This is a genomic window from Caulobacter endophyticus (assembly GCF_029543245.1).
Classification (GTDB): Bacteria; Pseudomonadota; Alphaproteobacteria; order Caulobacterales; family Caulobacteraceae; genus Caulobacter; species Caulobacter endophyticus_A.
In genome coordinates, this window is the sequence record NZ_JARQWV010000015.1 from 112368 (window position 1) to 135045 (window position 22678).

Here is a 22678-nt window from a genome sequence, read left to right on the forward strand (position 1 = left end):
CCTCAACGCAAGCCATCCGAGGGGACTTAAAAGATGCGCGCAATCATCAGCCTGGCCGCCGGCGCGGCCGTCCTGGGCCTGGCCGGAACGGCGGCCGCCGCCGAGCCCTCGGTGAAGATCAAGGACGCGGTGGCCCGCGTCGTGATCATTCCCGAGGCCCGTGGCGACGTGAAGGTCGAGCTGCTCACCACCAACGCCAGCCTGCCGCTTGAAGTGCGCAAGGTCGGCGGCCAGACGATCGTCGACGGCAACCTGCGCCTCAAGCGCATCCAGGGATGCGACGGCAAGGGCGACAATGTCGGGGTGCGGGTTCGCGACCTCGGCGTCGTGCGCTGGCAGGACATTCCGCAGGTCGTGGTCCGCGTTCCGATGAACGTCACGGTCGGCGCCTCCGGCGCGGTCTATGGCAGCATCGGCCGTAGCGACAGTGTCGAGCTGGCCAACGCCGGTTGCGGCGACTGGACCGTGGCCAACACCAGGGGCAAGCTCGAGATCAGCCTGGCGGGCTCGGGCGACACCAAGGCGGGTAAAGCCGCCAAGGCCGAGATCAATCTGGCCGGCGCAGGCGGCATCAGCCTGCAGGAAGTGTCGGACCTGGAAGTGTCGATCGCCGGCTCGGGCGACGTGAAGGCCGCGGCGCTGCGCGGCGGCGACATCGATGTCAGCATCGCCGGCTCGGGCGGGGTCAAGATCGCCGGCGGCCGGGCCCGCGACATCGACGTCAGCATCATGGGCTCGGGCGGGGTGAACTTCGGAGGCGAGGCCGATCGCGTGTCGCTGTCGGTCGCCGGGTCGGGCGACATCCGCGTGGCTAAGGTCAACGGACCGGTCAAGAAGTCGGCCATGGGCTCGGGCAACATCTATATCGGCCAGAGCCGATAAGCCCGCGCGCCAGGGCCGCCGTTCGGCGCACGCCGATACATATATAAAGAGAACGCCCCCGGAGCTTTCGCTTCGGGGGCGTCTTGCTGTTCGACGGGCCCGCCGCAGGAGGGGGAGGGCGGATCCCTGAAAAGCAAACTCCGTGACCTTCCGGTGGGCGCCGGAAGGTCACGGGGCTTCGGCTCTTAGCGAGCCAGGAAGCCGAACAGGTCGCTGCCGGTGGCCAGGTCGGCGCCGGCGGCGTTGCGGGCCTTCAGGCTGCCGCCGAAGGTGTAGCGCAGGCCAACCTTCACGGCGTCCGACTTCAGGTCGGCCAGGTCGTCGGCTTCGCTGTGGGTGTACTTGGCGAAGGTCGACCAGCCGGTGTTGGCGAACTTGTATTCGCCGCCGACGTTGATGTCCCAGATGTCGGCGTCGACGAGGCCGTCAACGTTCGACCAGCCCAGGCCGGCGTCCAGACGGAAGTCGTCCGAGACGAAGTAGTTGGCGCCGGCGCGGACGGTCCACAGGTCGGCGTCCAGGTCGTTCGACTGACCGTAGGCGGCGAGACCCGTCAGGGTCACGTTGCCGAGGTACTTCTGGGCTTCGCCACCGACGGCCCACAGGGTGTCGTTCGACGGACGCGACAGGGCGGTGAAGCCGCCGATGCGCAGGCCGTTGCCGACGACGGTCGTGGCGTGCACGGCGCCCGAGGCGACGGTGTTCTGCGACAGGTCGTTGTCGGCGATCGAGACGTCGGCGGCGCCGGTGATGGTCCACGAACCGGTCGGGATGGCGACCGAGCCGTCGATCACGACCGAGGTGCCTTCGGCGTCGCCGAAGCTGGTGTCGACGTTGTTGTAGTCAACGGCGGCGCCGACCGAACCGATGTTCTGGGCGAAAGCGGGAGCCGAAACGGCCACGGCCAGAACGGCGGCGGCGGCGAACAGTTGGGTCTTCATAGTGGGTAATCCCCTTACTCATGTGGTCTCGACGGCGGGCGGTCGTTTTGGGGAGGGCCTCCCTTCCGTCGAGCGGGGCGGACTTATGAAGGTTCGATGACGGCCGCAAGGCTCTGTTCGACCGTTCGAGGCGGTATGGTGCGCAAATACTACACTTGCAGGAATGAATTCGGTTTCTATACGCGCGGGTCGCGCACAAAGATTGTGTGTATCGGGGCAAAATCGGTGAACATTGCTTTTTGGTAGGCCGCGTTTCGGCCATAAACGTTAAGCCGCCCCGTTCGCGTCAAAGGCTTCACACCTTGTTAAGCAAGCTGTCGCGAAAGCCCGCCGGGACCGCTTGACGAAACCGATTCAGATACGTAAAAGCGCCCCTCTGTTGGACCGGCTGTGAGCTCTAGGGCTCAAACGCGGTTCGCAAGCGACCCGTACCCTAGCGTCCTTCTCATCCAGAGGAGGGTTCTCCTCGGAGGACGGCGAGGTTGTGGATCACCGGCCTTCGTGGGTAACCGCGCGGGCCAATTTGTTTTGCGGACGCTGCGTTCGGACGTCTCGAAAGAGGAGTCCGGGTTGGTCTTTGAAATGGTTCGAGACGCGGGCGCAGCCCACTAGGAAACCGAGCGATATGGATCGTCAGAACATCCGCATCCGGCTCAAGGCCTTCGATCACCGCGTGTTGGATCATTCCACGCGCGAGATCGTGAACACGGCCAAGCGCACGGGTGCGACGGTGCGGGGCCCCATCCCCCTGCCCACGCTTATCGAAAAATTCACCGTCAACCGTTCGCCGCACGTCGACAAGAAGTCGCGCGAGCAGTTCGAGATCCGTACGCACAAGCGCGTCCTCGACATCGTTGACCCGACTCCGCAGACCGTGGACGCGCTGATGAAGCTCGACCTGTCGGCCGGCGTTGACGTCGAAATCAAGCTGTAAGGAGGGCCGAACTGATGACTCTCCCCGCTAACCGCACCGGCGTGATCGCCAAGAAGCTCGGCATGACCCGCTTCTTCGACGAAGCCGGTCAGCACGTGCCGGTCACCGTCCTGTCGCTCGATGGTTGCCAGGTCGTTGCTCAGCGCACCGTCGAGAAGGACGGTTACACCGCCCTGCAACTCGGCGCCGGCGCCAAGAAGCCCAAGAACACCTCGAAGGCCGAGCGTGGCCACTTCGGCAAGAACTCGGTCGAGCCCAAGCGCATCGTCGCCGAATTCCGCGTCGATGAAGCCGCTCTGATCGAAGTGGGCGCGGAATTCACCGCCGACCACTACGTCGCCGGCCAGAAGGTCGACATCCAGGGCGTCACCGTCGGTAAGGGTTTTGCCGGCGCCATGAAGCGCTGGAACTTCGGTGGTCTGCGCGCCACCCACGGTGTCTCGGTCTCGCACCGTTCGCACGGTTCGACCGGTAACCGCCAGGATCCGGGCCGTACGTTCCCGGGCAAGAAGATGGCTGGTCACCTGGGTCAAGAAACCGTCACCACCCTCAACGTCACCGTCTGGAAGGTCGACGTCGAGCGCGGCCTGATCCTGGTCAAGGGCGCCGTCCCGGGCCACGAAGGCAGCTACGTGAAGATCCGCGACGCCGTGAAGAAGGCCGCTCCGGCCGACCTGCCGCGTCCGGGCGCCTTCCGTAAGGCTGGCGAGGCTGCTCCGGCTGCTGAAACCCCCGCTGAAGAGGCCCCCGCGGCGACGACCGAAGAGGGCGAAGGCTAATGAAACTCGACGTCATCAAACTTGACGGCGGCAAGGCCGGCTCCGTGGATCTCGACGACGCCATCTTCGGCATCGAAGACATCCGCGGCGACATCCTGCAGCGCGTCGTCACCTGGCAGCTGGCCAAGCGCCGCTCGGGCAACCACAAGATTCAAGTTCGTAACGAGGTCTCTCGTACGGGCAAGAAGATGTACAAGCAGAAGGGCACCGGCGGCGCTCGTCACGGCTCGCGTCGTGCGGCTCAGTTCGTCGGCGGCGCCAAGGCTCACGGCCCGGTCGTCCGCAGCCACGCCTTCGATCTTCCCAAGAAGATCCGGGCCCTGGCCCTGCGTCACGCCCTGTCGTCGAAGGCCAAGGCCGGCTCGCTCGTCGTTCTCGACAGCGCCGTTCTGACCGAAGCGAAGACGGCCGCCCTGCGCGCCAACTTCGACAAGATCGGTCTGAAGAACGCCCTGGTCATCGCCGGTCCGGAAGTGGACGCGAACTTCAAGCTCGCCGCCCGCAACATTCCGAACGTGGACGTGCTGCCGAACGCCGGCCTGAACGTCTACGACGTGCTGCGTCGCCAGACCCTGGTCCTGACCAAGGACGCGGTCGAAGCGATCTCGGCTCGTTTCGCTGAGAAGGAAGCCGCGTAATGGCCGCTACCGCCCGCCACTACGACACGATCCTGTCGCCGGTGATCACCGAAAAGACGACCCTGCTCAGCGAGCAGAACAAGGTTGTCTTCAAGGTGGCCGCCGATGCGTCGAAGGACGAAATCGCCGCCGCAGTCGAAGAGCTGTTCAAGGTCAAGGTCACCAAGGTCAACACCCTGGTCGCCAAGGGCAAGACCAAGCGCTTCCGTGGCATCGTCGGTCGCCGCACCGACGTCAAGAAAGCGATCGTGACCCTGGCCGAAGGCCAGTCGATCGACATCACGACGGGGCTCTAAGACATGGCCTTGAAGCACTTTAACCCGACCAGCCCCGGCCAGCGCGGCCTGGTGCTGATCGATCGCAGCGAACTCCACAAGGGTCGCCCGGAAAAGAAGCTCGTTGAGGGCCTCTCGAAGTCGGGCGGTCGTGGCGGCAACGGCCGTATCGCCGTTCGCTTCCGCGGCGGCGGCGCCAAGCGCCTGTACCGTCTGGTGGACTTCAAGCGTCGTAAGCAAGGCACGGCCACGGTCGTTCGCCTCGAGTACGATCCGAACCGCACCGCGTTCATCGCCCTGATCAAGTATCAGGACGGCGAGCTGGCCTACATCCTGGCCCCGCAACGCCTCAAGGCCGGCGACGAAGTCGTCACCGCCGAGAAGGTCGACGTGAAGCCGGGCAACGCCTCGCCGCTGCGCACGCTGCCGATCGGTACGATCATCCACAACGTCGAGCTGAAGCCCGCCAAGGGCGGTCAGATCGCCCGTTCGGCTGGCGCCTACGCCCAGCTGGTCGGTCGTGACGCCGGCTACGCCCAGATCCGCCTGAACTCGGGCGAGCTGCGCATGGTCCTCGACACCTGCATGGCCACCGTCGGCGCGGTTTCGAACCCCGACCACATGAACGAAAACCTCGGCAAGGCCGGTCGTGTTCGTCACATGGGTCGTCGCCCGCACGTCCGCGGCGTCGCCATGAACCCGGTCGACCACCCCCACGGTGGTGGTGAAGGCCGCACCTCGGGCGGTCGCCACCCGGTGACCCCGGCTGGTAAGCCGACCAAGGGCGCCAAGACCCGCGTCAACAAGGCCACGGATAAGTTCATCATCCGTTCGCGCCACAAAGCGAAGAAGGGCCGCTAAGCCATGACCCGCTCCGTCTGGAAAGGCCCGTTTGTCGACGGGTACCTCCTGAAGAAGGCCGACGCCGCTCTGTCGTCGGGCCGCAAGGACGTCATCAAGACCTGGTCGCGTCGTTCGACGATCATGCCGCAATTCGTCGGCCTGACCTTCGGCGTCCACAACGGCCAGAAGCACGTCCCGGTCTCCGTGTCGGAAGACATGGTCGGCATGAAGTTCGGCGAGTTCGCTCCCACGCGTAACTTCCCGGGCCACGCCGCCGACAAGAAGGCCAAGAGGAAGTAATCATGGCCAAGCAAAAGCAAGCTCGCCGCCTGGAAGGCGTTGAGGCGATGGCCAAGGTGCGCACCCTGCGCACCAGCCCGCGCAAGCTGAACCTGGTCGCTCAGTCCATCCGTGGCCTGAACGTCCAGCGCGCTCTGAACGAGCTCGAATTCAGCCACAAGCGTATCGCCCAAGACGTCCGCAAGGCGCTGTACTCGGCCATCTCGAACGCCGAGAACAACCACAACCTCGACATCGACTCGCTGGTCGTCGCCGAGGCCTATGTGGGCAAGAACCTGGTGATGAAGCGCTTCTCGCCCCGCGCCCGCGGTCGTGCGACGCGCGTGGAAAAGCCGTTCTCCGAGATCACGATCGTGGTCCGCGAACTGGGTGAGGCCGCCTAATGGGTCAGAAAGTCAATCCGGTCGGGCTGCGGCTCGGCGTCAACCGCACCTGGGACAGCCGTTGGTTCTCCGACGGCGACCAGTACGGCAAGATGCTTCACCAGGACCTGGCCATCCGCGCCGCCCTGAAGAAGCGCCTGTACCAAGCTGGCGTCTCGCGCATCATCATCGAGCGCCCGCACAAGAAGTGCCGCATCACGATCTATGCCGCCCGTCCGGGCGTCATCATCGGCAAGAAGGGCGCTGACATCGAGAAGCTCCGCAAGGACCTCTCGGTGATGACCGAAGGCGAAGTCCACCTGAACATCGTCGAGATCCGCAAGCCGGAAACCGACGCTCAGCTGGTCGCCGAGTCCATCGCTCAGCAACTCGAGCGCCGGATCGCCTTCCGTCGTGCGATGAAGCGTTCGATCCAGTCGGCCGTGCGTCTCGGCGCCAAGGGCGTCCGGATCAACGTCTCGGGCCGCCTCGGCGGCGCCGAAATCGCCCGCATGGAATGGTACCGCGAAGGTCGCGTTCCGCTGCACACCCTGCGCGCGGACATCGACTACGGTTTCGCTGAAGCCAAGACCACCTACGGCATCATCGGCGTGAAGACCTGGATCTTCAAAGGCGAAGTGCTGGAGCATGACCCGATGGCGCTGGACAAGCGTCTCGCTTCCGAATCCGGCCCGGCCGGTGAAGGCGGTGGACGTGAGCGCGGCGATCGCCCGGACCGCGGCGACCGCGGCCGCCGCAATCGGGACTAAGGATAGAGCGCTATGCTGTCACCGAAGAAAACCAAGTTCCGCAAGCAGTTCAAGGGCCGTATCCACGGCGCCTCGAAGGGCGGCACCCTGCTGAACTTCGGCTCCTACGGCCTCAAGGCCGTTGAGCCGGAGCGCATCACGGCTCGCCAGATCGAAGCTGCTCGTCGCGCCATCACCCGCCAGATGAAGCGTCAAGGCCGCGTCTGGATCCGCATCTTCCCGGACGTGCCGGTCACCGGCAAGCCGGCCGAAGTCCGGATGGGTAAGGGCAAGGGCGCCGTCGATTACTGGGCCGCTCGCGTGGCCCCCGGCCGCATCATGTTCGAAATCGACGGCGTGCCGGACGATATCGCGCGTGAAGCGCTGCGCCTCGGCGCGGCGAAGCTGCCGATCCGCACTCGTGTCGTCACCCGCCTCGACGCGGGCGTGGCCGTGGAGGCTTGAGGCTCATGAAGATCGCCGACATCCGGGGCCTGACCCCCGATCAACTCGCCGAAACCCTGCTGAACCTGAAGAAAGAGCAGTTCAACCTGCGCTTCCAGGCCGCCACGGGTCAGGTCGAGAAGACCCACCGCGTGAACGAGATCCGCAAGGATATCGCGCGGATCAAGACCGTGCTGCGCGCCAAGGCCGCGGCGTAAGGAGAACGATATGCCCAAGCGTATCCTCGAAGGGGTCGTCGTCTCCGATAAGGGTGACAAGACCGTTGTGGTGAAGGTGGAACGCACCATCGTTCACCCCCTTCTGAAGAAGATCGTGCGCCGCTCTAAGAAGTACCACGCGCACGACGAAGCCAATGTGTACAAGACGGGCGAAACCATTCGCATCGTCGAGTGCGCTCCGAAGTCCAAGCTGAAGACCTGGGAAGTGCTTCCCAAGGCTTCGGCCTAAGTCTGGAAGGTCTAAACCATGATCCAGATGCAAACTAACCTGGACGTCGCCGACAACTCTGGCGCTCGCCGGGTCATGTGCATCAAGGTGTTGGGCGGCGCTGGCCGTCGCTACGCCAGCGTTGGCGACGTCATCGTCGTCTCCGTGAAGGAAGCCATCCCGCGCGGTCGCGTGAAGAAGGGTGACGTTCTGCGCGCCGTCGTGGTTCGCGTGAACCAGGGCCTGAAGCGCAAAGACGGTTCGATGATCCGCTTCGACAAGAACGCGGCCGTCATCGTCAACAAGCAGAGCGAGCCGGTCGGCACGCGGATCTTCGGCCCGGTTCCCCGTGAACTGCGCGCCAAGAACCACATGAAGATCATCTCCCTCGCGCCGGAGGTGCTGTAATGGCTGCTAAGATCAAGAAGGGCGACCGCGTCGTCGTTCTCGCCGGCAAGGACAAGGGCAAGCAAGGCGCTGTGACCCAAGTCCTGCCGAAGGAAAACCGGGTTGTCGTGGAGGGCGTGAACATGGTCGCCCGCCACACCAAGCCGACCCAGGCCGACCCCCAGGGCGGCATCAAGCACAAGGAAGCCGCGCTGCACGTCTCGAACGTCGCCGTCGTGGACTCCAACGGCAAGCCCACCCGCGTCGGCTTCAAGATCGAAGGCGACAAGAAGGTGCGCGTCGCCAAGACGACCGGCGAGGTGATCAATGGCTGATCAAGCTTACGAGCCCCGGCTGAAGACCGTCTACCGCGAGCGCATCCGCGCCGCGCTGAAGGAGCAGTTCGGCTACACCAACGAGATGCAGATCCCCAAGCTGGACAAGATCGTCCTGAACATGGGTATCGGCGAAGCCGTGGCCGACTCCAAGAAGGCCCAGCTGGCTCTGAAGGAACTGGAAGCGATCGCCGGCCAAAAGCCCGTCGCGACCCGCGCCCGCAAGTCGATCGCCGGCTTCAAGCTGCGCGAAGGCATGGTGGTCGGCGCGAAGGTCACCCTTCGCAAGGACCGGATGTTTGAATTCCTCGACCGCCTGGTCACGATCGCGCTGCCGCGCGTGAAGGACTTCCGTGGTCTGAACGGCAAGAGCTTCGACGGCCGTGGCAACTACGCCATGGGCCTGAAGGAGCACCTGGTGTTCCCGGAAATCAACTATGACCAGATCGAACAGATCTGGGGCATGGACATCATCGTCTGCACCACTGCGAAGTCCGACCAGGAAGCCAAGGCTCTCCTGAAGGAATTCCAGTTCCCGTTCGTCAACTAAGAGAGCGGGAAGGGAAAGAAACCATGGCCAAGAAAAGCGCCGTCAACCGCAACGAAGCCGTCAAGGCTCTCGTCAAGCAATACGCCGAAAAGCGCGCCGCGCTGAAGGCGATCGCCAACGACGAGACCCTGCCGCTCGAGGAACGCTTCGAGGCTCGCCTCAAGCTGGCGAAGCTGCCCCGCAGCAGCTCGCCGATCCGCATCCGCAACCGCTGCGAAGTCACGGGCCGTCCGCGCGCCTATTACCGCAAGCTTAAGATGAGCCGTGTGGCCCTTCGCGAACTTGGTTCGCAAGGCCTGATCCCCGGCCTCGTCAAGTCGAGCTGGTGAGGACGATCAGATGTCGATGAACGACCCCCTGAGCGACATGATCGCTCGCATCAAGAACGCCGCCCTGCGCAAGCGCAACAAGGTCTCGACGCCGGCTTCCAAGCTGCGCGCCCGCGTCCTCGACGTGCTGGCCGACGAGGGCTACATCCGCGGCTACTCGCTGGTCGAGAAGCCCGGTGCGTTCCCCGAATTCGAGATCGAGCTCAAGTACTTCGACGGTGAGCCCGTGATCGCCGAGATCAGCCGCGTGTCCAAGCCTGGCCGTCGCGTCTATTCGTCGATCAAGGACCTCAAGCCGATCAAGAACGGCCTGGGCATCTCGATCCTGTCGACGCCGAAGGGCGTCATGTCGGACACCGCTGCACGCGACGCTAACGTCGGCGGCGAAGTCCTCTGCCGCGTCTACTAGGCGCGGGAGGGAAAGAGCATGTCACGTATCGGTAAGAAAGCCGTCGCAATCCCCTCGGGCGTGCAAGTCACGCTCGCGGGTCAGACGGTCACGGTGAAGGGCCCGAAGGGTCAGCTGTCGTGGACGATCGCCGACGAAGTCGAAGTCAAGCAAGAGGGCGCTGAGCTCCTGCTGACTCCGCGCGTCGACACCAAGCGCGCCAAGGGCATGTGGGGTCTGTCCCGCACTCTGGTGGCCAACATGGTGCACGGCGTCACCGCCGGCTTCGAGGAAAACCTCGAGCTGGTCGGCGTCGGTTACCGCGCCGCCATGAAGGGCACCGCCCTGAGCCTCCAGCTCGGTTTCAGCCACGATGTGGACGTTGAGGCTCCGGCCGGCGTCACCTTCGCTGTGCCGAAGCAAACCGAAATCAAGATCGCCGGCATCGACAAGCAGGCGGTCGGCGAGATTGCCGCGAAGATCCGCCGCATCCGTCCGCCCGAGCCCTACAAGGGCAAGGGCGTGCGCTATGCCGGCGAGAAGGTTCGTCGCAAGGAAGGCAAGAAGAAGTAAGCCATGGCGCTCTCTCCTCGTGAATCGGCGGCCAAGCGCGCTCAGCGCAACCGGACCCGCCTCAAGTCGCTGGCCAACGGCCGTCCGCGTCTGTCGGTCTTCCGCTCGTCCAAGAACATCTACGCCCAGGTCATCGATGATGAACGCGGCGTGACCCTGGCGTCGGCTTCCACCCTGGAAGCCGAAGGCAAGGGCGCGGACAAGGACGCTGCGGCCGCCGTCGGCAAGCTCGTCGCCGAGCGCGCGATCGAAAAGGGCGTCAAGGACGTCGTCTTCGATCGTGGCGGCTACATCTTCCACGGACGGGTGAAAGCCCTGGCCGACGCCGCGCGCGAAGCCGGCCTGAACTTCTAAGGGAAACACAATGGCTCGTGGTGACCAACAGCGCGGTGAAGGCGGTCAACGCCGTGACCGTCGCGACCGCAACGCCCCCGAAGAGCGGGTCGACAGCGACATCGTCGAAAAGCTCGTCCACATCAACCGCGTCGCCGCCACCGTGAAGGGCGGCCGTCGCTTCAGCTTCGCCGCTCTGATGGTCGTTGGCGACCAAAAGGGCCGCGTCGGCTTCGGTCATGGCAAGGCGCGTGAAGTGCCGGAAGCCATCCGCAAGGCGACCGAAGAAGCCAAGAAGACCATGATCCGCGTCCCGCTCCGCGAGTCGCGCACCCTGCACCACGACGGCGCTGGCCGTTGGGGCGCCGGTAAGGTCATGATGCGCGCTGCCCCTCCCGGCACGGGCGTCATCGCCGGTGGTCCGATGCGTGCGGTTCTCGAAACCCTGGGCGTCCAGGACGTCGTGGCCAAGTCGACGGGTTCCTCGAACCCGTACAACATGGTTCGCGCCACGTTCGAAGCCCTGAAGGTCCAGTCGTCGCCCCGCCAGATCGCCGCCAAGCGCGGCAAGAAGGTTGGCGACATCCTCGGCCGTCGCGCCGACGGCGCTTCGTCGCCGGAAGCCATCGAGGGCTAAGTCATGGCTGAAGCTAAGCAAGTCACGGTCCGCCAAACCGGCAGCCCGATCCGTCGCGAAAAGGACCAGCGCGCCACGCTCGCCGGTCTGGGTCTCAACAAGCTGGGCCGCGTGTCCACGCTGGAAGACACCCCGTCGGTCCGCGGCATGATCCGCAAGGTCGCGCACCTGCTGGAAATCGTCGAGTAAGTCTGTTACACGACGACCCAAGATCGCCACCCCGGTGAAAACCGGGGTGGCTTTCGTTTGAAGTTCCGTCTTCGCGGCGGGATTTCACCAAGAGTTTTCAACGCCGAGTCCGGCCAGGCGGCCGGGCGCAGATCTCCAAGGAGAGGCACATATGACCAAGCTGAACGAACTGGCTCCGGCTCCCGGCTCCACCAAGGGCCGCATGCGCGTCGGCCGCGGCCCGGGCTCGGGCAAGGGCAAGACCGCCGGTCGCGGTGTGAAGGGCCAGAAGGCGCGCTCGGGCGTCGCCATCAACGGCTTCGAAGGCGGTCAAATGCCGCTGCACATGCGCATGCCGAAGCGCGGTTTCAACAACCCCTTCCGCCTCGAGTTCGCCGAAGTGAACCTGTGGCGCCTGGAACAGGCCGTCGAAGCCGGCAAGCTGAAGGCCGGCGCTGAAGTCTCGGTCGCCGACCTGGTCGCCGCCGGCGTCATCCGTCGCGAACTCGACGGCGTGAAGCTGCTGGGCAAGGGCGAGATCAAGTCTGCCCTGAAGCTGACCGTCTACTCGGCCACCGAAGCCGCCATCAAGGCCGTCGAGGCCGCCGGTGGTTCGGTCACCGTGACCAAGAAGGCCAAGGCGCAAGCCGAAGCCTAAGACCACAGAGTCATCCCGAGCCGTCCCGCCGGATCGTCCTGGCGGATGGCCCGGGAGCCGGGCGGGGTAGGGGCCTTTGCGCACCAACTCGCCATAAAGCCCCATCGGGATGACGTTCTTTCGAGGCTCGCCGTGACATCACGGCGAGCCTCACCTATGTGTGGCTCCGCACTGGGGCCTAAGCCATGAGCGTCGGCGATTCCGTCGATCTCCGGCCAGGCCCCGTACAATACTTGGAGCGCGCTCCGCCTCGTCGCCTTCGACGATCCGGCCGCGCTCTCGTCGTGGGGAATTGAATGGCCTCGGCCGCCGAACAGCTCGCAGCCAACATGAACTTCGGGTCCTTCCAGAAGGCCACCGAACTTCACAAGCGCATCTGGTTTACGCTCATCGCCCTGGTGGTGTTCCGCCTGGGCACCTACGTGCCGATCCCGGGCATCAACCCGGAAGCCTTCGCCAGCGCCTTCGCCGGCCAGTCGAAGGGCATCCTGGGCATGTTCAACATGTTCTCGGGCGGCGCCGTCGAGCGCATGGCGATCTTCTCGCTGAACGTGATGCCTTACATCAGCGCCTCGATCATCGTGCAGCTGATGGGCTCGGTGTATCCGCCGTGGGAAAAGCTGAAGAAGGAAGGCGGCGAAGCCGGCCGCAAGACCCTCAACCAGTACACCCGCTACCTGGCCGTCATCCTGGCCCTGGTGCAGTCGTTCTCGATCGCCGTCGGCCTGCAGAGCCAGCCGAACCTGGTCTATTCCGAGCTGCCGGGTTGGTTCTTCGTCCTGTCGACCGTGGTCTCGCTGACCGGCGGCACCCTGTTCCTGATGTGGCTTGGCGAGCAGATCACCAGCCGCGGCGTGGGTAACGGCGTGTCCCTGATCATCTTCGCCGGCATCGTCGCGGCCCTGCCGCGCGGTCTTGGCCAGCTGTTCGTGACCGCCCAGAACACCGGCAACTACTTCCCGCTGATGGTGATCTTCGTGCTCGCCGTGGCGGTGATCTTCGCCATCGTGTTCATGGAGCGCTCGCAGCGCCGCCTGCTGGTGCACTATCCCAAGCGCCAGCAAGGCAACCGCATGGTCGGCGGCGACAGCTCGTTCCTGCCGCTGAAGATCAACACCGCGGGCGTCATCCCGCCGATCTTCGCCTCCAGCTTGCTTCTGCTGCCGACGACCGCGATGCAGTTCCTGAACCCGGCCAACCTGCCGAACTGGGCTCAGTGGCTGCCGCCCGTGGTCGGCGCCATGCAGCACGGCCAGCCGCTGTTCATGCTCAGCTATGCGGGCCTGATCATCTTCTTCTCGTTCTTCTACACCTCGGTGGTGTTCAATCCGGACGAGACGGCCGAGAACCTGCGCAAGTACGGCGGCTTCCTGCCGGGCATCCGTCCGGGCAAGCGCACGGCCGAGTACCTCGACTACGTGCTTACCCGCCTGACGGTGATCGGCGCGGCCTACATCACCGCCGTCTGTCTTTTCCCGGAATTGTTGATGGGCGCTCTTGGCAACAAGAACTTCGCCCTCGGCGGCACCTCGATCCTGATCGTGGTGACGGTGACCATGGACACCGTGGCGCAGATCCAGTCCCACCTGCTGGCGCACCAGTACGAGGGCCTGATCAAGAAGTCGAAGTTGCGCGGCGGCCGCGGCGGTCGCTGACGCAAGCGTGAAACCACCCGGAAGCCGGATTGTCACAATCCGGCTTCCGTTTTCTTTGAACGCATTCTAGGTCTGCCCACGGTGAGGGGCGTCAGACCCTGGGAAACGCGTGAAGGGGCTTTTATGAACTTGATCCTGTTTGGCCCTCCCGGGGCGGGCAAGGGCACCCAGGCCAAGCGACTGGTCGAACAACGCGGCATGGTCCAGTTGTCGACCGGCGACATGCTGCGCGCCGCCATCGCCTCGGGCTCCGAGCTCGGCCAAAAGGTGAAGGGCGTGCTGGATCGCGGCGACCTGGTCACCGACGAGATCGTCATCGCTCTGATCGAGGAGCGCCTGCCCGAGGCCGAGGCCGCCGGCGGCGCTATCTTCGACGGCTTCCCGCGCACTGTGGCGCAAGCGCAGGCGCTCGACGTCATGCTGGCCAAGCGCGGCCAGAAGATCGACTCCGTCGTGCGACTCGAAGTAGACGAGCCCGCCTTGATCGAGCGGATCACCAAGCGTTACGCGGAGCAGGGGCGGTCGGACGACAATCCCGAAACCTTCGTGAACCGTCTGGCCCGCTACAACGCCGACACCGCGCCGCTGCTCCCGTACTACCGCGAGCAAGGCAAGCTGGTGGAAGTGGACGGCATGGGGGCGGTGGAAGCCGTCGCCGCTTCGATCGACGCGACCCTCACGGTCGTGGCGTAGGTTTTAATGGAATCCGTTCCCAGAACGGATTCCGCCATTGACGGATGCGCAACGATCCCTATAACGGGGCGCTTCCGCGAAAGGGCGCGATCTGTGCGCGTCGGTCTGGGTCTTCGGATCGGGCCGAGCGCGCCGTTCGCGTCTTTGGTGCGTGACTAGGAGAACATTAGACGTGGCCCGTATCGCAGGCGTCAACATCCCGACGAACAAGCGCGTTGTCATCGCGCTTCAGTACATTCACGGCATCGGCCCGAAGTCCGCGCGTGACATCGTCACGACCGTGGGCATCGAGGACGCCCGTCGCGTCAATCAACTGACCGACGCGGAAGTGCTTCAGATCCGTGAAACGATCGACCGTGATTTCACCGTGGAAGGCGACCTGCGTCGCGAAAACTCGATGAACATCAAGCGTCTGATGGACCTGGCCTGCTACCGCGGCCTGCGTCACCGCAAGGGCCTGCCGGTCCGCGGCCAGCGCACCCACACGAACGCTCGTACCCGCAAGGGTCCGGCCAAGCCGATCGCCGGCAAGAAGAAGTAAGGTAGCCTGACCGATGGCCAAGGAACCGGGTCGCGTTAAAAAGCGCGAACGCAAAAACATCACCTCGGGCGTGGCGCACGTGAACGCCTCGTTCAACAACACCATGATCACCATCACGGACGCTCAGGGGAACACCATCTCCTGGTCGAGCGCCGGCATGATGGGCTTCAAGGGCTCGCGCAAGTCGACCCCGTACGCCGCTCAGATGGCCGCCGAAGACGCGGGCAAGAAGGCTGCGGAACACGGCGTGAAGACCCTGGAAGTCAACGTTTCGGGTCCGGGTTCGGGTCGTGAATCGGCTCTGCGCGCTCTGCAGGCCGTCGGCATGACCATCACGACGATCCGCGACGTCACGCCGATCCCGCACAACGGCTGCCGTCCGCCCAAGCGCCGTCGCGTCTAGTATTTTTTAGATCCAATTCTCCTTCGCCGGCTGCGTCAAACGCGGCCGGCGAGTCGCGTTCAAGGGACACCACGTGATCGAAAGAAACTGGAACGAGCTGATCCGTCCTGAGAAGCCGCAGATCGAAACCGGCGCCGACGCGACCCGCAAGGCTCGCATCGTCGCTGAACCGCTCGAGCGTGGTTTCGGTGTGACGCTCGGCAACGCCCTGCGTCGCGTTCTCCTCTCGTCGCTGCAAGGCGCCGCCGTCACCGCCATCCAGATCGATGGCGTGGTGCACGAGTTCTCCTCGCTCGAGGGCGTTCGTGAAGACGTCGTCGACATCGTTCTGAATATCAAGCAACTCGCCGTGCGCATGCACGCCGAGGGCCCCAAGCGCATGACCCTGCGCGCATCGGGCGCCGGTCCGGTCACTGCTGGCCAGATCGAAACCCCGGCCGACATCGAAATCCTCAACCCCGACCACGTGCTCTGCACGCTGGACGAGGGCGGCTCGGTGCGCATGGAATTCACGGTCAACACCGGCAAGGGCTACGTCCCGGCCGACCAGAACCGTCCGGAAGACGCGCCGATCGGCCTGATCGCCGTCGACGCCCTGTACTCGCCGGTGAAGCGCGTGGCCTACAAGGTCGAGCCGACCCGCGAAGGCCAGCGCCTGGACCGTGACAAGCTGACCCTGGAAGTCGAGACCAACGGCGCCGTCACCCCGGTGGACGCCGTGGCCTACGCCGCTCGCATCCTGCAAGACCAGCTGCAGATCTTCATCACCTTCGAAGAGCCCAAGGCCAAGGCCGCGGACGAAACGAAGCCCGAGCTGCCGTTCAACCCGGCCCTGCTCAAGAAGGTCGACGAGCTGGAACTGTCGGTCCGTTCGGCCAACTGCCTGAAGAACGACAACATCGTCTACATCGGCGACCTGATCCAGAAGACCGAAGCCGAGATGCTCCGCACCCCGAACTTCGGTCGCAAGTCGCTGAACGAAATCAAGGAAGTGCTCGCCGGCATGGGTCTGCACCTCGGCATGGACGTGCCGAACTGGCCGCCGGAAAACATCGAAGACCTGGCCAAGAAGTTCGACGACCAGATCTAAGATTGAGACTTTCGCGCTGAATCCGGGCCGCCTTTCGATCCCTCGGGACCGGAAGGCGGCCTGGGCCTTTTGAAGCCGCTACGCGGTGGAGGGTCCCGGCGCATCGCTCTGAACTCGGCCGGGACGAGGCTGGGATTGGTGACCACCAGGCGCTTCATTCGCGCCGCTCGGGCTTAGAGCCCAGGAGAAAAGAAAATGCGTCACGGCTACGCCCACCGCAAACTCGGCCGCACCTCGGCCCACCGCACCGCCATGTTCGCCAACATGTCGGCCTCGCTGATCAAGCACGAGCAGATCGTCACCACCCTGCCGAAGGCCAAGGAACTGCGTCCGATCGTCGAAAAGCTGGTCACCCTGGCCAAGCGCGGCGACCTGCACGCTCGTCGTCAGGCCATCAGCTCGGTCCGCGACGTCGAACAAGTCGGCAAGCTCTTCGCCGTGCTCGGCCCGCGCTACAAGGACCGTCAGGGCGGCTACATCCGCGTCCTGAAGGCCGGCTTCCGCTACGGCGACAACGCCCCGATGGCCGTGATCGAGTTCGTCGATCGCGACGTCTCGGAAAAGGGCAAGGACTCGGGTCCGGTCTACGCCAACGAAGCCGAAGACTAATCTTCAGCCCAGGCTGAAACGAGAAGGCCCCGGAGCGATCCGGGGCCTTTTTGCTGTCTGGAACATCTCCCCCTTCTCTTTGAGAGAGGAGGAAGGCCCGTCATCGACTGACGATGATCCCGTCGAACTCGGGCAGGGCCAGCTTCAGCTTCTCGCGCGAGAAGGCGCCCGCCGTCAGCGGGCCGTGCACCTTGCCCGGACCGTCGGACTGGGCTTCGACATAGTAGAATAGCGGCGTCTCGTCGGGCGCGTCGTGGCGGGCGATGACGACGTAGCGCTCGTCGCCGCCGTACTGGTCGATGCGGGGCCCCATCACCGTCTCGCAGGTCAGGGCGTCGCGCTCCCAACACAGGCGCAGCGTTTCGCCCCGTGCGTCGGAAGCCAGCCGATAACGGCCGGCGACGATCTCGTAGGTCCCCTGGAAGTCCAGCCAGCCCACGCCGCCCGCGCCGCGCACATAGCGGACGTCGCGCTCGACCCACTTGCCTTGCAGCTTCACCTTCTCGCGACACAGCGCGACGTCGGCGATGGAGGTCATCCGGCAGGCAGCGGGCTTGCGCTCGGCGGGGGAGGGCGGCGGCATCGGCGCAGGCAACTTGCGCGCCTCGGCCAGGGCCGCCTCGCGGGCGATGGCGGCCTTCTCGATGGTCGCCTGCTGCTCGGGCGAGAGCGTGAAGTTCGGCTGGGCCGCGCAAGCGGCGCCGGCGATCGCCATGAAGGCCGCCGCCCACGAAAGCCGGGCGGCGGGGAAGGAAACCGATTTCTTCATTCCCGCGTCAGGTCCTGTCGCTGGAAGAGGGCCAGGGCCGCCGCCGACAGGCCCGCCAGCCACGCCACGAGAAAGCCGAGGGCCAGCGCCCAGGGCGCCGGCTCGTCGACGACGCTGCGCGGGGTCAGGAGCACGGTCTTCAGGAGGTCGCCCGAGAAGGCCGGGATCGCCAGGGCCTTGAGGCTAGGCTCGTGCATCTGGCTGGCGACGATCGACTGGATGACGGCGAACACCAGCCCGACGATCAGTGCGCCCATGGTCGAGCGCGTGACGACTCCCACCAACGCCGAAAAGGCCACCAGCACCATCAGTTGCAGCCAGCTGACCGCGAAGGTCCCGACAAGATCAGTGACGGCCGCGCCGCGATAGCCGACGAGGGGCGCGCCGCTGGTCGCCGCGCTGAACAGGCCGCCGGCCGCCGCGGCCAGGGCGTAGAGCACGAGGCTGACCGCCACCGCGCCCGCCACCGTCGCAAGCTTGGCCAGCAGCAGGCTTGTGCGCCCGTTGCGCGGGGTCAGCAGTCGCCAGGTCTCCCAGCGGTAGTCGCCGGCCAGCACCGCCGTTGACAGGATCAGCACGAACAGCCCCACGACGGGCGAAGCGCCGCCGACCAGCGCCTTGACCATGCGCCCGACTAGGTCGACCGGGATCGGCGGCATGCCCTTCATCATCCCGCGGGCGAAGAGCTCGCCGCCCACGCCCATGATCAGGCCTGCGATCGGCGCGAACAGCACGCCCCAGAACAGCGTGCCCCGGTCCTTGAGCAGCCGGAAGCGTTCAGCCGAGATGGCGTCAGCGAGCATCGGCCGGCTCCTTGGCTTGCAGGATGTCGAGATAGGCGCTTTCCAGGTCGGCCTCGCGCCAGCGGGCTTCGTGGATGTCGACGCCGGCGCCGACGAGGGCGCGGATCAGGGCGGGGGCCTCGTGGCGTTCGATCTGGGCCAGGACGGCGTCGGGGCCATCGAGCGCGCCTTGGTCGCCGAGCAGTTCGAGCACCTGGGCCGCCGGGCTGGCGACCAGGCGCAGGGCCGGCTTGCGGCCGGCCAGGGTCTCGACCGGGCCCTCGGCCACCAGCTTGCCCTTGGCCAGGATCGCTACCCGGTCGCAGACGCGCCGCACCTCGTCCAGCTGGTGGCTGGCCAGGATGATGGTCACGCCTTCCTCGGCGGCCAGGCGACGGATCAGCTCGCGGATCTCCTGGATGCCAGCCGGGTCCATGCCGCTGGTCGGCTCGTCCAGGATGGCCAGGGTGGGGCGGGTGAAGAACACCGCCGCCAAGCCCAGCCTCTGCTTCATGCCCACCGAATAGGTCGAGGTCTTGCGGTCGGCCGCGCCCGACAGGCCCACGCGGTCCAACCAGCCGTCGATGTCGACGTCGCGGGCGCCGCTTTGCAGGGCCAGCATCTTGAGGGTGTCGCGCGCTGTCAGGTAAGGCGGATAGCGCGGCGTCTCGATCATCGCGCCCACCTGGCGCAGCGACGAAGCGTGGCCGGCCGGCGAGCCCGACAGCCGCGCGACGCCCGAGGTCGGCCGCACCAGGCCCATGGCGATGCGGAAGAGGGTGCTCTTGCCCGCGCCATTGGGGCCCAGCACGCCGAACACACCGCCAGCGGGGATCCTCAGGGTCAGGTCGTCCAGCGCCCGCACGGCGCCATAGGTCTTGGTCAGCCCTTCGGCCTCGAGCGCGAAACTCATGCGGCGCAGGCCTGGCGCGGCGACATCGGACGACTCCCTTATGAACTTGCCGCGACTATGGGCGATGGAACGCAGGTCGGCCAAGTTGTTTGGCGGCTGCAATACGAATTGTCGCCAAGCTGTCCTATAGGGGCGGGTCTCTTTGCTTCAGGGCCCGGCCATGACCGTTCTTTCCCGCTTCGCCGCATTCCTGGCGATCGCCGTCCTTTCGGGATGCGCGACCGCGCCGCGCCCCGTGGCCGAGGGCCCGTCGGCCCAGGCATCTGCCACCAAGGCGCCGCTGACCATCCTGATCTCGATCGACGGCTTCCGCGCCGACTACCTGGACCGCGGCGACACCCCGGCCATGAAGGCCCTGGCCGACGACGGCGTGCGCGCGGCCATGCGTCCGTCGTTCCCGTCTCTGACCTTCCCCAACCACTACACCCTGGTCACCGGCAAGCGCCCCGACCACAACGGCATCGTCGGCAACACGATGGAGGATCCGGAGATCCCCGGCGTGACCTTCACGCTCAGCAACCGCGACGCGGTGACCGACAGCCGCTGGTGGGAGATGGCCAAGCCGATCTGGGTCAGCGCCGAGCAGCAGGGCGTCAAGACCGGCACCATGTTCTGGCCGGGTTCGGAGGCCCAGATCGACGGCGTGCGCCCGACCAAGTGGGCCGTGTTCGACCAGAAGAAGCCTTCGAATGATCGCGTCGACACCCTGCTGTCGTGGATCGACGAGACCAAGGACGCGCCTCTGGGCCTGGCCACCCTCTATTTCGACATCGTCGACAGCGCCGGTCACCGCTACGGCCCTGACTCGGCCGAGGTGCGCAAGGCCGCCGCCGAAGTGGATGTGGCTATCGCTCGCCTGGTCGAGGGCCTTAAGGCCCGCGGCCTCTATGACCAAACCAACATCGTCATCGTCGCCGACCACGGCATGGCTCCGCTGCCGGGCAAGCAGCGCGTCGTGCTCGACGAGGCGGTCGACCTCTCCAAGCTGCGCTATGTGGGCCTGGGCGCCATCGCCGGCATCTATCCCAACAAGGGCGAGGAGGCCGCCGTCGCCGCCGCCCTGACCAAGCCCCAGGCCCACATGACCTGCTGGGAGAAGGCCAAGATCCCGGCCCGCCTGCACTATGGAACCAACCGCCGCATCGCCCCGATCGTCTGCTCGGCCCAGACCGGCTGGTACATCACCACCGCCGAGTCCCAGGCCAAGCGCACCAGCCCCGAGCGCGACGGCGGCGCCCATGGCTTCGACAATGCCGACCCGCTGATGCAGGCGGTGTTCGTGGCCCACGGTCCGGCCTTCCAGTCGGGCAAGACCCTGCCGGTGTTCGACAATGTCGACGTCTATCCGCTGCTGGCCAAGGTGACGGGCGTGCGTCCCGAGAAGGTCGACGGCCAGATGGCCCCGGTGGCCGGCGCGCTGCGCTGATCGATCAGGCTTGATCGAGACGCAAAGGGCGGGGCTCGAGGCTCCGCCCTTTCTGCTTGCCCAGATAATTGCGTTATGCGTTAAATATTGCGTCTCAATGCAAGAGGAGGCGCGCATGGCCCGCCTGACTTCCGCGCTTTGCTACAAGGACCCCAGGGCCGCCCTGAAGTGGCTGGAGGCGGCGTTCGGTTTCGAACTGGTGCTGCTGATCGAGGATGGCGACGGCAACCTCGCCCACTCGCAGATGACGCTGGGCGAGGCCAACGTCATGGTCGGCAACGAGTGGAGCGCCGACCACGCCAGTCCCGCCTCACTGGGCGGCAAGAACACCCAGACCGTGCACATCCATATTGAAGAGGATGTCGACGCCCACTGCCAGCGCGCCCGAGCGGCCGGGGCCGAGATCCTGATGGAGCCGGCCACCCAGTTCTACGGCGACCGCACCTATCGCTGCCGCGACCTCGAGGGCCACATCTGGACGGTCGGCCAGACGGTGAAGGCCGTCACCCGCGAGGAGGCCGAGGCCGCCACCGGCCTGAAGATCCAGGGCTGGGCGTGAGCCCCGACGGCTTCCGCCGGCTGGCGCTGGCCTTGCCCGGCGTGGTCGAGGGCGCGCACATGGGCACGGCCGATTTCCGGGTCGGGCGGATCTTCGCCACCCTGGGCTATCCCGACGCCCGTTTCGGCATGGTGCAGTTGACGCGTGACCTGCAGGAAATGCTGGTCGCCGCCGAGCCGGCCGCCTTCGTACCGGTCAAGGGCGGCTGGGGCCTGAAAGGGGCGACCAATGTCGTGCTCGACGCCGTCGACGAACCGACGCTGAAGAGCGCGCTTGAGCAGGCCTGGCGGCTGAAGGCCGGCAAGCGGTTGCGCGCCGAGCTGGACGCCTGCGCATGAGCCTGGATCGCACGCTGGCGGCCCTGGCCGAGCCGCATCGCCGGCGGACGGTGGAATTGCTTGCTGACGGCCCGCGCCGGGCCGGCGAGCTGGCCGACGCGCTCGGCCTGTCGCCGCCGGCCATGAGCCGCCACCTGCGGGCCCTGCGCGAGGCGCGGCTGGTCGAGGAGAGCCATCCTCCGTTCGACGCCCGGGTGCGGGTCTACGCCCTGCGGCCCGAGCCGATGGCCGAGCTGAAGGCCTGGGCGGCCGCCGCCGAGGCGCTGTGGAGCGAGCAACTGCTGGCGCTGAAGGCCCATGTGGAGGCGGAAGGCGCATGAGCGCCCGCATCCTCGTAGCCCTGCGCATGAAGGCCTCGCCGGAGCGGGTGTTCGACGCCTTCGTCGGCGAGATCGGCGCCTGGTGGCGGCCCAATCCGTTGTTCTCTTTCACCCCGCGCTCGCCGGGCGTGCTGGCCTTCGAGGGGGAAGGGGAGGGCGCGCGCCTGGTCGAGCGCCTGGTCTCGGGCAAGACGTTCGAGATCGGTCGGGTGCGGGTCTGGACGCGCGGCCAGCGGCTGGTGTTCGGCTGGCGTCAGGCGGCGTTCGCGCCGGGCATGGACACCGAAGTCGAAGTCACCTTCGAGGCCGTCGGCGCGGAGACACGGGTCACCGTCCAGCATCGCGGCTGGGAGACCGTTCCCGCCGAGCATGTGGCCCGGCACGGCTTCCCCGATCAGGTCTTCCTGTTGCGCCATGGCCAGTGGTGGACAGGGCTGCTGGAGGGGGTGGCCGGCCATCTAACTCCTCCCCCGTAAAACGGGGGAGGGGGACCGCGAAGCGGTGGAGGGGGCGGCCGCGCGCGGCGCTCTTTCCCGCGCCCCCGCCGGCACGGCGCGTGTACGCCCCCCGCCCCCACCCCCCGTGGCCGGGGGGGGAACGAGAGGCCCCTGCCCACAAACAGACAGGC

The 22678-nt window shown here is 66.0% G+C and carries 37 protein-coding genes; 33 read left to right on the plus strand and 4 right to left on the minus strand.

Annotated features, from left to right (window positions below):
* Positions 1-33: 33 nt before the first annotated feature.
* Positions 34-882, plus strand: coding sequence for a GIN domain-containing protein (locus P7A99_RS15560; RefSeq protein WP_277794715.1), 849 nt, complete (start codon positions 34-36; stop codon positions 880-882).
* Positions 883-1067: 185 nt separating this feature from the next.
* On the opposite strand, the gene P7A99_RS15565 is transcribed toward P7A99_RS15560, so the two are convergent.
* Positions 1068-1823, minus strand: a complete 756-nt coding sequence (locus tag P7A99_RS15565; protein WP_277794716.1) for a hypothetical protein — start codon at positions 1821-1823, stop codon at positions 1068-1070.
* A gap of 625 nt (positions 1824-2448) precedes the next feature.
* Between P7A99_RS15565 and rpsJ the strand changes: the two genes are divergently transcribed.
* The 27 genes from rpsJ (at position 2449) to rplQ (ending at position 16943) form a co-directional block, all read left to right on the plus strand.
* The gene (rpsJ, locus tag P7A99_RS15570) at positions 2449-2757 is read left to right on the plus strand and encodes a 30S ribosomal protein S10 (RefSeq protein WP_004616952.1); all 309 of its coding nucleotides are present in this window, start codon (positions 2449-2451) and stop codon (positions 2755-2757) included.
* A 14-nt stretch (positions 2758-2771) separates the two neighbouring features.
* Positions 2772-3536 carry a 50S ribosomal protein L3 gene (gene rplC / locus P7A99_RS15575; RefSeq protein WP_277794717.1) on the plus strand — a complete coding sequence of 255 codons (765 nt, stop codon included), beginning with the start codon at positions 2772-2774 and terminating at the stop codon, positions 3534-3536.
* Positions 3536-4174: a 50S ribosomal protein L4 gene (rplD, locus tag P7A99_RS15580; RefSeq protein WP_277794718.1), complete on the plus strand. Its 639-nt coding sequence runs from the start codon at positions 3536-3538 to the stop codon at positions 4172-4174. The genes rplC and rplD overlap by 1 nt, the downstream gene beginning before the upstream one ends.
* Complete coding sequence (locus tag P7A99_RS15585) at positions 4174-4470, plus strand: 50S ribosomal protein L23 (RefSeq protein ID WP_058348433.1); 297 nt, start codon at positions 4174-4176, stop codon at positions 4468-4470. The genes rplD and P7A99_RS15585 overlap by 1 nt, the downstream gene beginning before the upstream one ends.
* 3 nt (positions 4471-4473) lie before the next feature.
* The gene (gene rplB, locus P7A99_RS15590) at positions 4474-5310 is read left to right on the plus strand and encodes a 50S ribosomal protein L2 (RefSeq protein WP_058348434.1); all 837 of its coding nucleotides are present in this window, start codon (positions 4474-4476) and stop codon (positions 5308-5310) included.
* A gap of 3 nt (positions 5311-5313) precedes the next feature.
* A complete protein-coding gene (rpsS, locus tag P7A99_RS15595) occupies positions 5314-5592 on the plus strand; it encodes a 30S ribosomal protein S19 (protein ID WP_029912294.1) in 279 nt (92 codons plus the stop codon).
* Between the two features lie 2 nt (positions 5593-5594).
* Positions 5595-5975 (plus strand): 50S ribosomal protein L22, encoded by a 381-nt coding sequence (gene rplV / locus P7A99_RS15600; RefSeq protein WP_116489696.1) that lies wholly within the window; start codon positions 5595-5597, stop codon positions 5973-5975.
* On the plus strand, positions 5975-6724 hold the full coding sequence (gene rpsC / locus P7A99_RS15605) for a 30S ribosomal protein S3 (RefSeq protein WP_058348436.1): 750 nt from the start codon (positions 5975-5977) through the stop codon (positions 6722-6724). The genes rplV and rpsC overlap by 1 nt, the downstream gene beginning before the upstream one ends.
* A gap of 12 nt (positions 6725-6736) precedes the next feature.
* The gene (gene rplP, locus P7A99_RS15610; protein WP_058348437.1) at positions 6737-7168 is read left to right on the plus strand and encodes a 50S ribosomal protein L16; all 432 of its coding nucleotides are present in this window, start codon (positions 6737-6739) and stop codon (positions 7166-7168) included.
* 5 nt (positions 7169-7173) lie between these two features.
* Entirely contained in the window at positions 7174-7365 is a 192-nt protein-coding gene (gene rpmC, locus P7A99_RS15615; protein WP_277794719.1) for a 50S ribosomal protein L29, read from the plus strand.
* A 10-nt stretch (positions 7366-7375) separates the two neighbouring features.
* A complete protein-coding gene (rpsQ, locus tag P7A99_RS15620) occupies positions 7376-7615 on the plus strand; it encodes a 30S ribosomal protein S17 (protein ID WP_101715813.1) in 240 nt (79 codons plus the stop codon).
* An 18-nt stretch (positions 7616-7633) separates the two neighbouring features.
* Positions 7634-8002, plus strand: a complete 369-nt coding sequence (gene rplN / locus P7A99_RS15625; RefSeq protein WP_058348440.1) for a 50S ribosomal protein L14 — start codon at positions 7634-7636, stop codon at positions 8000-8002.
* On the plus strand, positions 8002-8316 hold the full coding sequence (rplX, locus tag P7A99_RS15630) for a 50S ribosomal protein L24 (protein ID WP_101719241.1): 315 nt from the start codon (positions 8002-8004) through the stop codon (positions 8314-8316). Before rplN ends, rplX begins: the two co-directional genes overlap by 1 nt.
* Positions 8309-8866, plus strand: coding sequence for a 50S ribosomal protein L5 (gene rplE, locus P7A99_RS15635; RefSeq protein WP_101719242.1), 558 nt, complete (start codon positions 8309-8311; stop codon positions 8864-8866). Before rplX ends, rplE begins: the two co-directional genes overlap by 8 nt.
* A gap of 23 nt (positions 8867-8889) precedes the next feature.
* Complete coding sequence (gene rpsN / locus P7A99_RS15640; RefSeq protein ID WP_058348443.1) at positions 8890-9195, plus strand: 30S ribosomal protein S14; 306 nt, start codon at positions 8890-8892, stop codon at positions 9193-9195.
* Between the two features lie 10 nt (positions 9196-9205).
* Positions 9206-9604, plus strand: coding sequence for a 30S ribosomal protein S8 (gene rpsH / locus P7A99_RS15645; protein WP_058348444.1), 399 nt, complete (start codon positions 9206-9208; stop codon positions 9602-9604).
* A gap of 18 nt (positions 9605-9622) precedes the next feature.
* Complete coding sequence (gene rplF / locus P7A99_RS15650; RefSeq protein WP_277794720.1) at positions 9623-10156, plus strand: 50S ribosomal protein L6; 534 nt, start codon at positions 9623-9625, stop codon at positions 10154-10156.
* A 3-nt stretch (positions 10157-10159) separates the two neighbouring features.
* Positions 10160-10510, plus strand: coding sequence for a 50S ribosomal protein L18 (rplR, locus tag P7A99_RS15655; protein ID WP_058348446.1), 351 nt, complete (start codon positions 10160-10162; stop codon positions 10508-10510).
* A gap of 10 nt (positions 10511-10520) precedes the next feature.
* Positions 10521-11126, plus strand: a complete 606-nt coding sequence (rpsE, locus tag P7A99_RS15660; RefSeq protein ID WP_058348447.1) for a 30S ribosomal protein S5 — start codon at positions 10521-10523, stop codon at positions 11124-11126.
* Between the two features lie 3 nt (positions 11127-11129).
* Positions 11130-11315 (plus strand): 50S ribosomal protein L30, encoded by a 186-nt coding sequence (gene rpmD, locus P7A99_RS15665; protein WP_058348448.1) that lies wholly within the window; start codon positions 11130-11132, stop codon positions 11313-11315.
* Between the two features lie 151 nt (positions 11316-11466).
* The gene (gene rplO / locus P7A99_RS15670) at positions 11467-11952 is read left to right on the plus strand and encodes a 50S ribosomal protein L15 (RefSeq protein ID WP_116489694.1); all 486 of its coding nucleotides are present in this window, start codon (positions 11467-11469) and stop codon (positions 11950-11952) included.
* Positions 11953-12248: 296 nt separating this feature from the next.
* Entirely contained in the window at positions 12249-13607 is a 1359-nt protein-coding gene (secY, locus tag P7A99_RS15675) for a preprotein translocase subunit SecY (RefSeq protein ID WP_277794721.1), read from the plus strand.
* 123 nt (positions 13608-13730) lie between these two features.
* Positions 13731-14300: an adenylate kinase gene (locus tag P7A99_RS15680; RefSeq protein ID WP_058348451.1), complete on the plus strand. Its 570-nt coding sequence runs from the start codon at positions 13731-13733 to the stop codon at positions 14298-14300.
* A 172-nt stretch (positions 14301-14472) separates the two neighbouring features.
* The gene (rpsM, locus tag P7A99_RS15685; protein ID WP_058348452.1) at positions 14473-14841 is read left to right on the plus strand and encodes a 30S ribosomal protein S13; all 369 of its coding nucleotides are present in this window, start codon (positions 14473-14475) and stop codon (positions 14839-14841) included.
* Between the two features lie 13 nt (positions 14842-14854).
* Entirely contained in the window at positions 14855-15244 is a 390-nt protein-coding gene (gene rpsK, locus P7A99_RS15690) for a 30S ribosomal protein S11 (RefSeq protein ID WP_058348453.1), read from the plus strand.
* A 73-nt stretch (positions 15245-15317) separates the two neighbouring features.
* Complete coding sequence (locus P7A99_RS15695) at positions 15318-16334, plus strand: DNA-directed RNA polymerase subunit alpha (protein ID WP_101719247.1); 1017 nt, start codon at positions 15318-15320, stop codon at positions 16332-16334.
* 195 nt (positions 16335-16529) lie between these two features.
* On the plus strand, positions 16530-16943 hold the full coding sequence (gene rplQ / locus P7A99_RS15700; protein ID WP_101715823.1) for a 50S ribosomal protein L17: 414 nt from the start codon (positions 16530-16532) through the stop codon (positions 16941-16943).
* A 100-nt stretch (positions 16944-17043) separates the two neighbouring features.
* Here the strand turns inward: rplQ and P7A99_RS15705 are convergent, their stop codons facing one another.
* The 3 genes from P7A99_RS15705 to P7A99_RS15715 are packed head-to-tail and all read right to left on the minus strand — an operon-like array spanning position 17044 to position 19407.
* Positions 17044-17712, minus strand: a complete 669-nt coding sequence (locus P7A99_RS15705) for a hypothetical protein (protein ID WP_277794722.1) — start codon at positions 17710-17712, stop codon at positions 17044-17046.
* A complete protein-coding gene (locus P7A99_RS15710) occupies positions 17709-18515 on the minus strand; it encodes an ABC transporter permease subunit (RefSeq protein WP_277794723.1) in 807 nt (268 codons plus the stop codon). The genes P7A99_RS15705 and P7A99_RS15710 overlap by 4 nt, the downstream gene beginning before the upstream one ends.
* Complete coding sequence (locus P7A99_RS15715) at positions 18505-19407, minus strand: ABC transporter ATP-binding protein (protein ID WP_277794724.1); 903 nt, start codon at positions 19405-19407, stop codon at positions 18505-18507. The genes P7A99_RS15710 and P7A99_RS15715 overlap by 11 nt, the downstream gene beginning before the upstream one ends.
* A 160-nt stretch (positions 19408-19567) precedes the next feature.
* Here P7A99_RS15715 and P7A99_RS15720 point away from each other — a divergent pair, with 160 nt between their 5' ends.
* The 5 genes from P7A99_RS15720 to P7A99_RS15740 all read left to right on the plus strand — a co-directional run bounded on the left by P7A99_RS15720 (position 19568) and on the right by P7A99_RS15740 (position 22526).
* A complete protein-coding gene (locus P7A99_RS15720) occupies positions 19568-20833 on the plus strand; it encodes an ectonucleotide pyrophosphatase/phosphodiesterase (RefSeq protein WP_277794725.1) in 1266 nt (421 codons plus the stop codon).
* A gap of 115 nt (positions 20834-20948) precedes the next feature.
* Positions 20949-21392: a VOC family protein gene (locus P7A99_RS15725; RefSeq protein WP_277794726.1), complete on the plus strand. Its 444-nt coding sequence runs from the start codon at positions 20949-20951 to the stop codon at positions 21390-21392.
* The gene (locus P7A99_RS15730) at positions 21389-21730 is read left to right on the plus strand and encodes an MmcQ/YjbR family DNA-binding protein (protein WP_277794727.1); all 342 of its coding nucleotides are present in this window, start codon (positions 21389-21391) and stop codon (positions 21728-21730) included. The genes P7A99_RS15725 and P7A99_RS15730 overlap by 4 nt, the downstream gene beginning before the upstream one ends.
* Positions 21721-22050, plus strand: coding sequence for an ArsR/SmtB family transcription factor (locus tag P7A99_RS15735; RefSeq protein WP_277794732.1), 330 nt, complete (start codon positions 21721-21723; stop codon positions 22048-22050). Before P7A99_RS15730 ends, P7A99_RS15735 begins: the two co-directional genes overlap by 10 nt.
* A complete protein-coding gene (locus tag P7A99_RS15740; protein ID WP_277794728.1) occupies positions 22047-22526 on the plus strand; it encodes an SRPBCC domain-containing protein in 480 nt (159 codons plus the stop codon). The genes P7A99_RS15735 and P7A99_RS15740 overlap by 4 nt, the downstream gene beginning before the upstream one ends.
* Positions 22527-22678 lie beyond the last annotated feature (152 nt).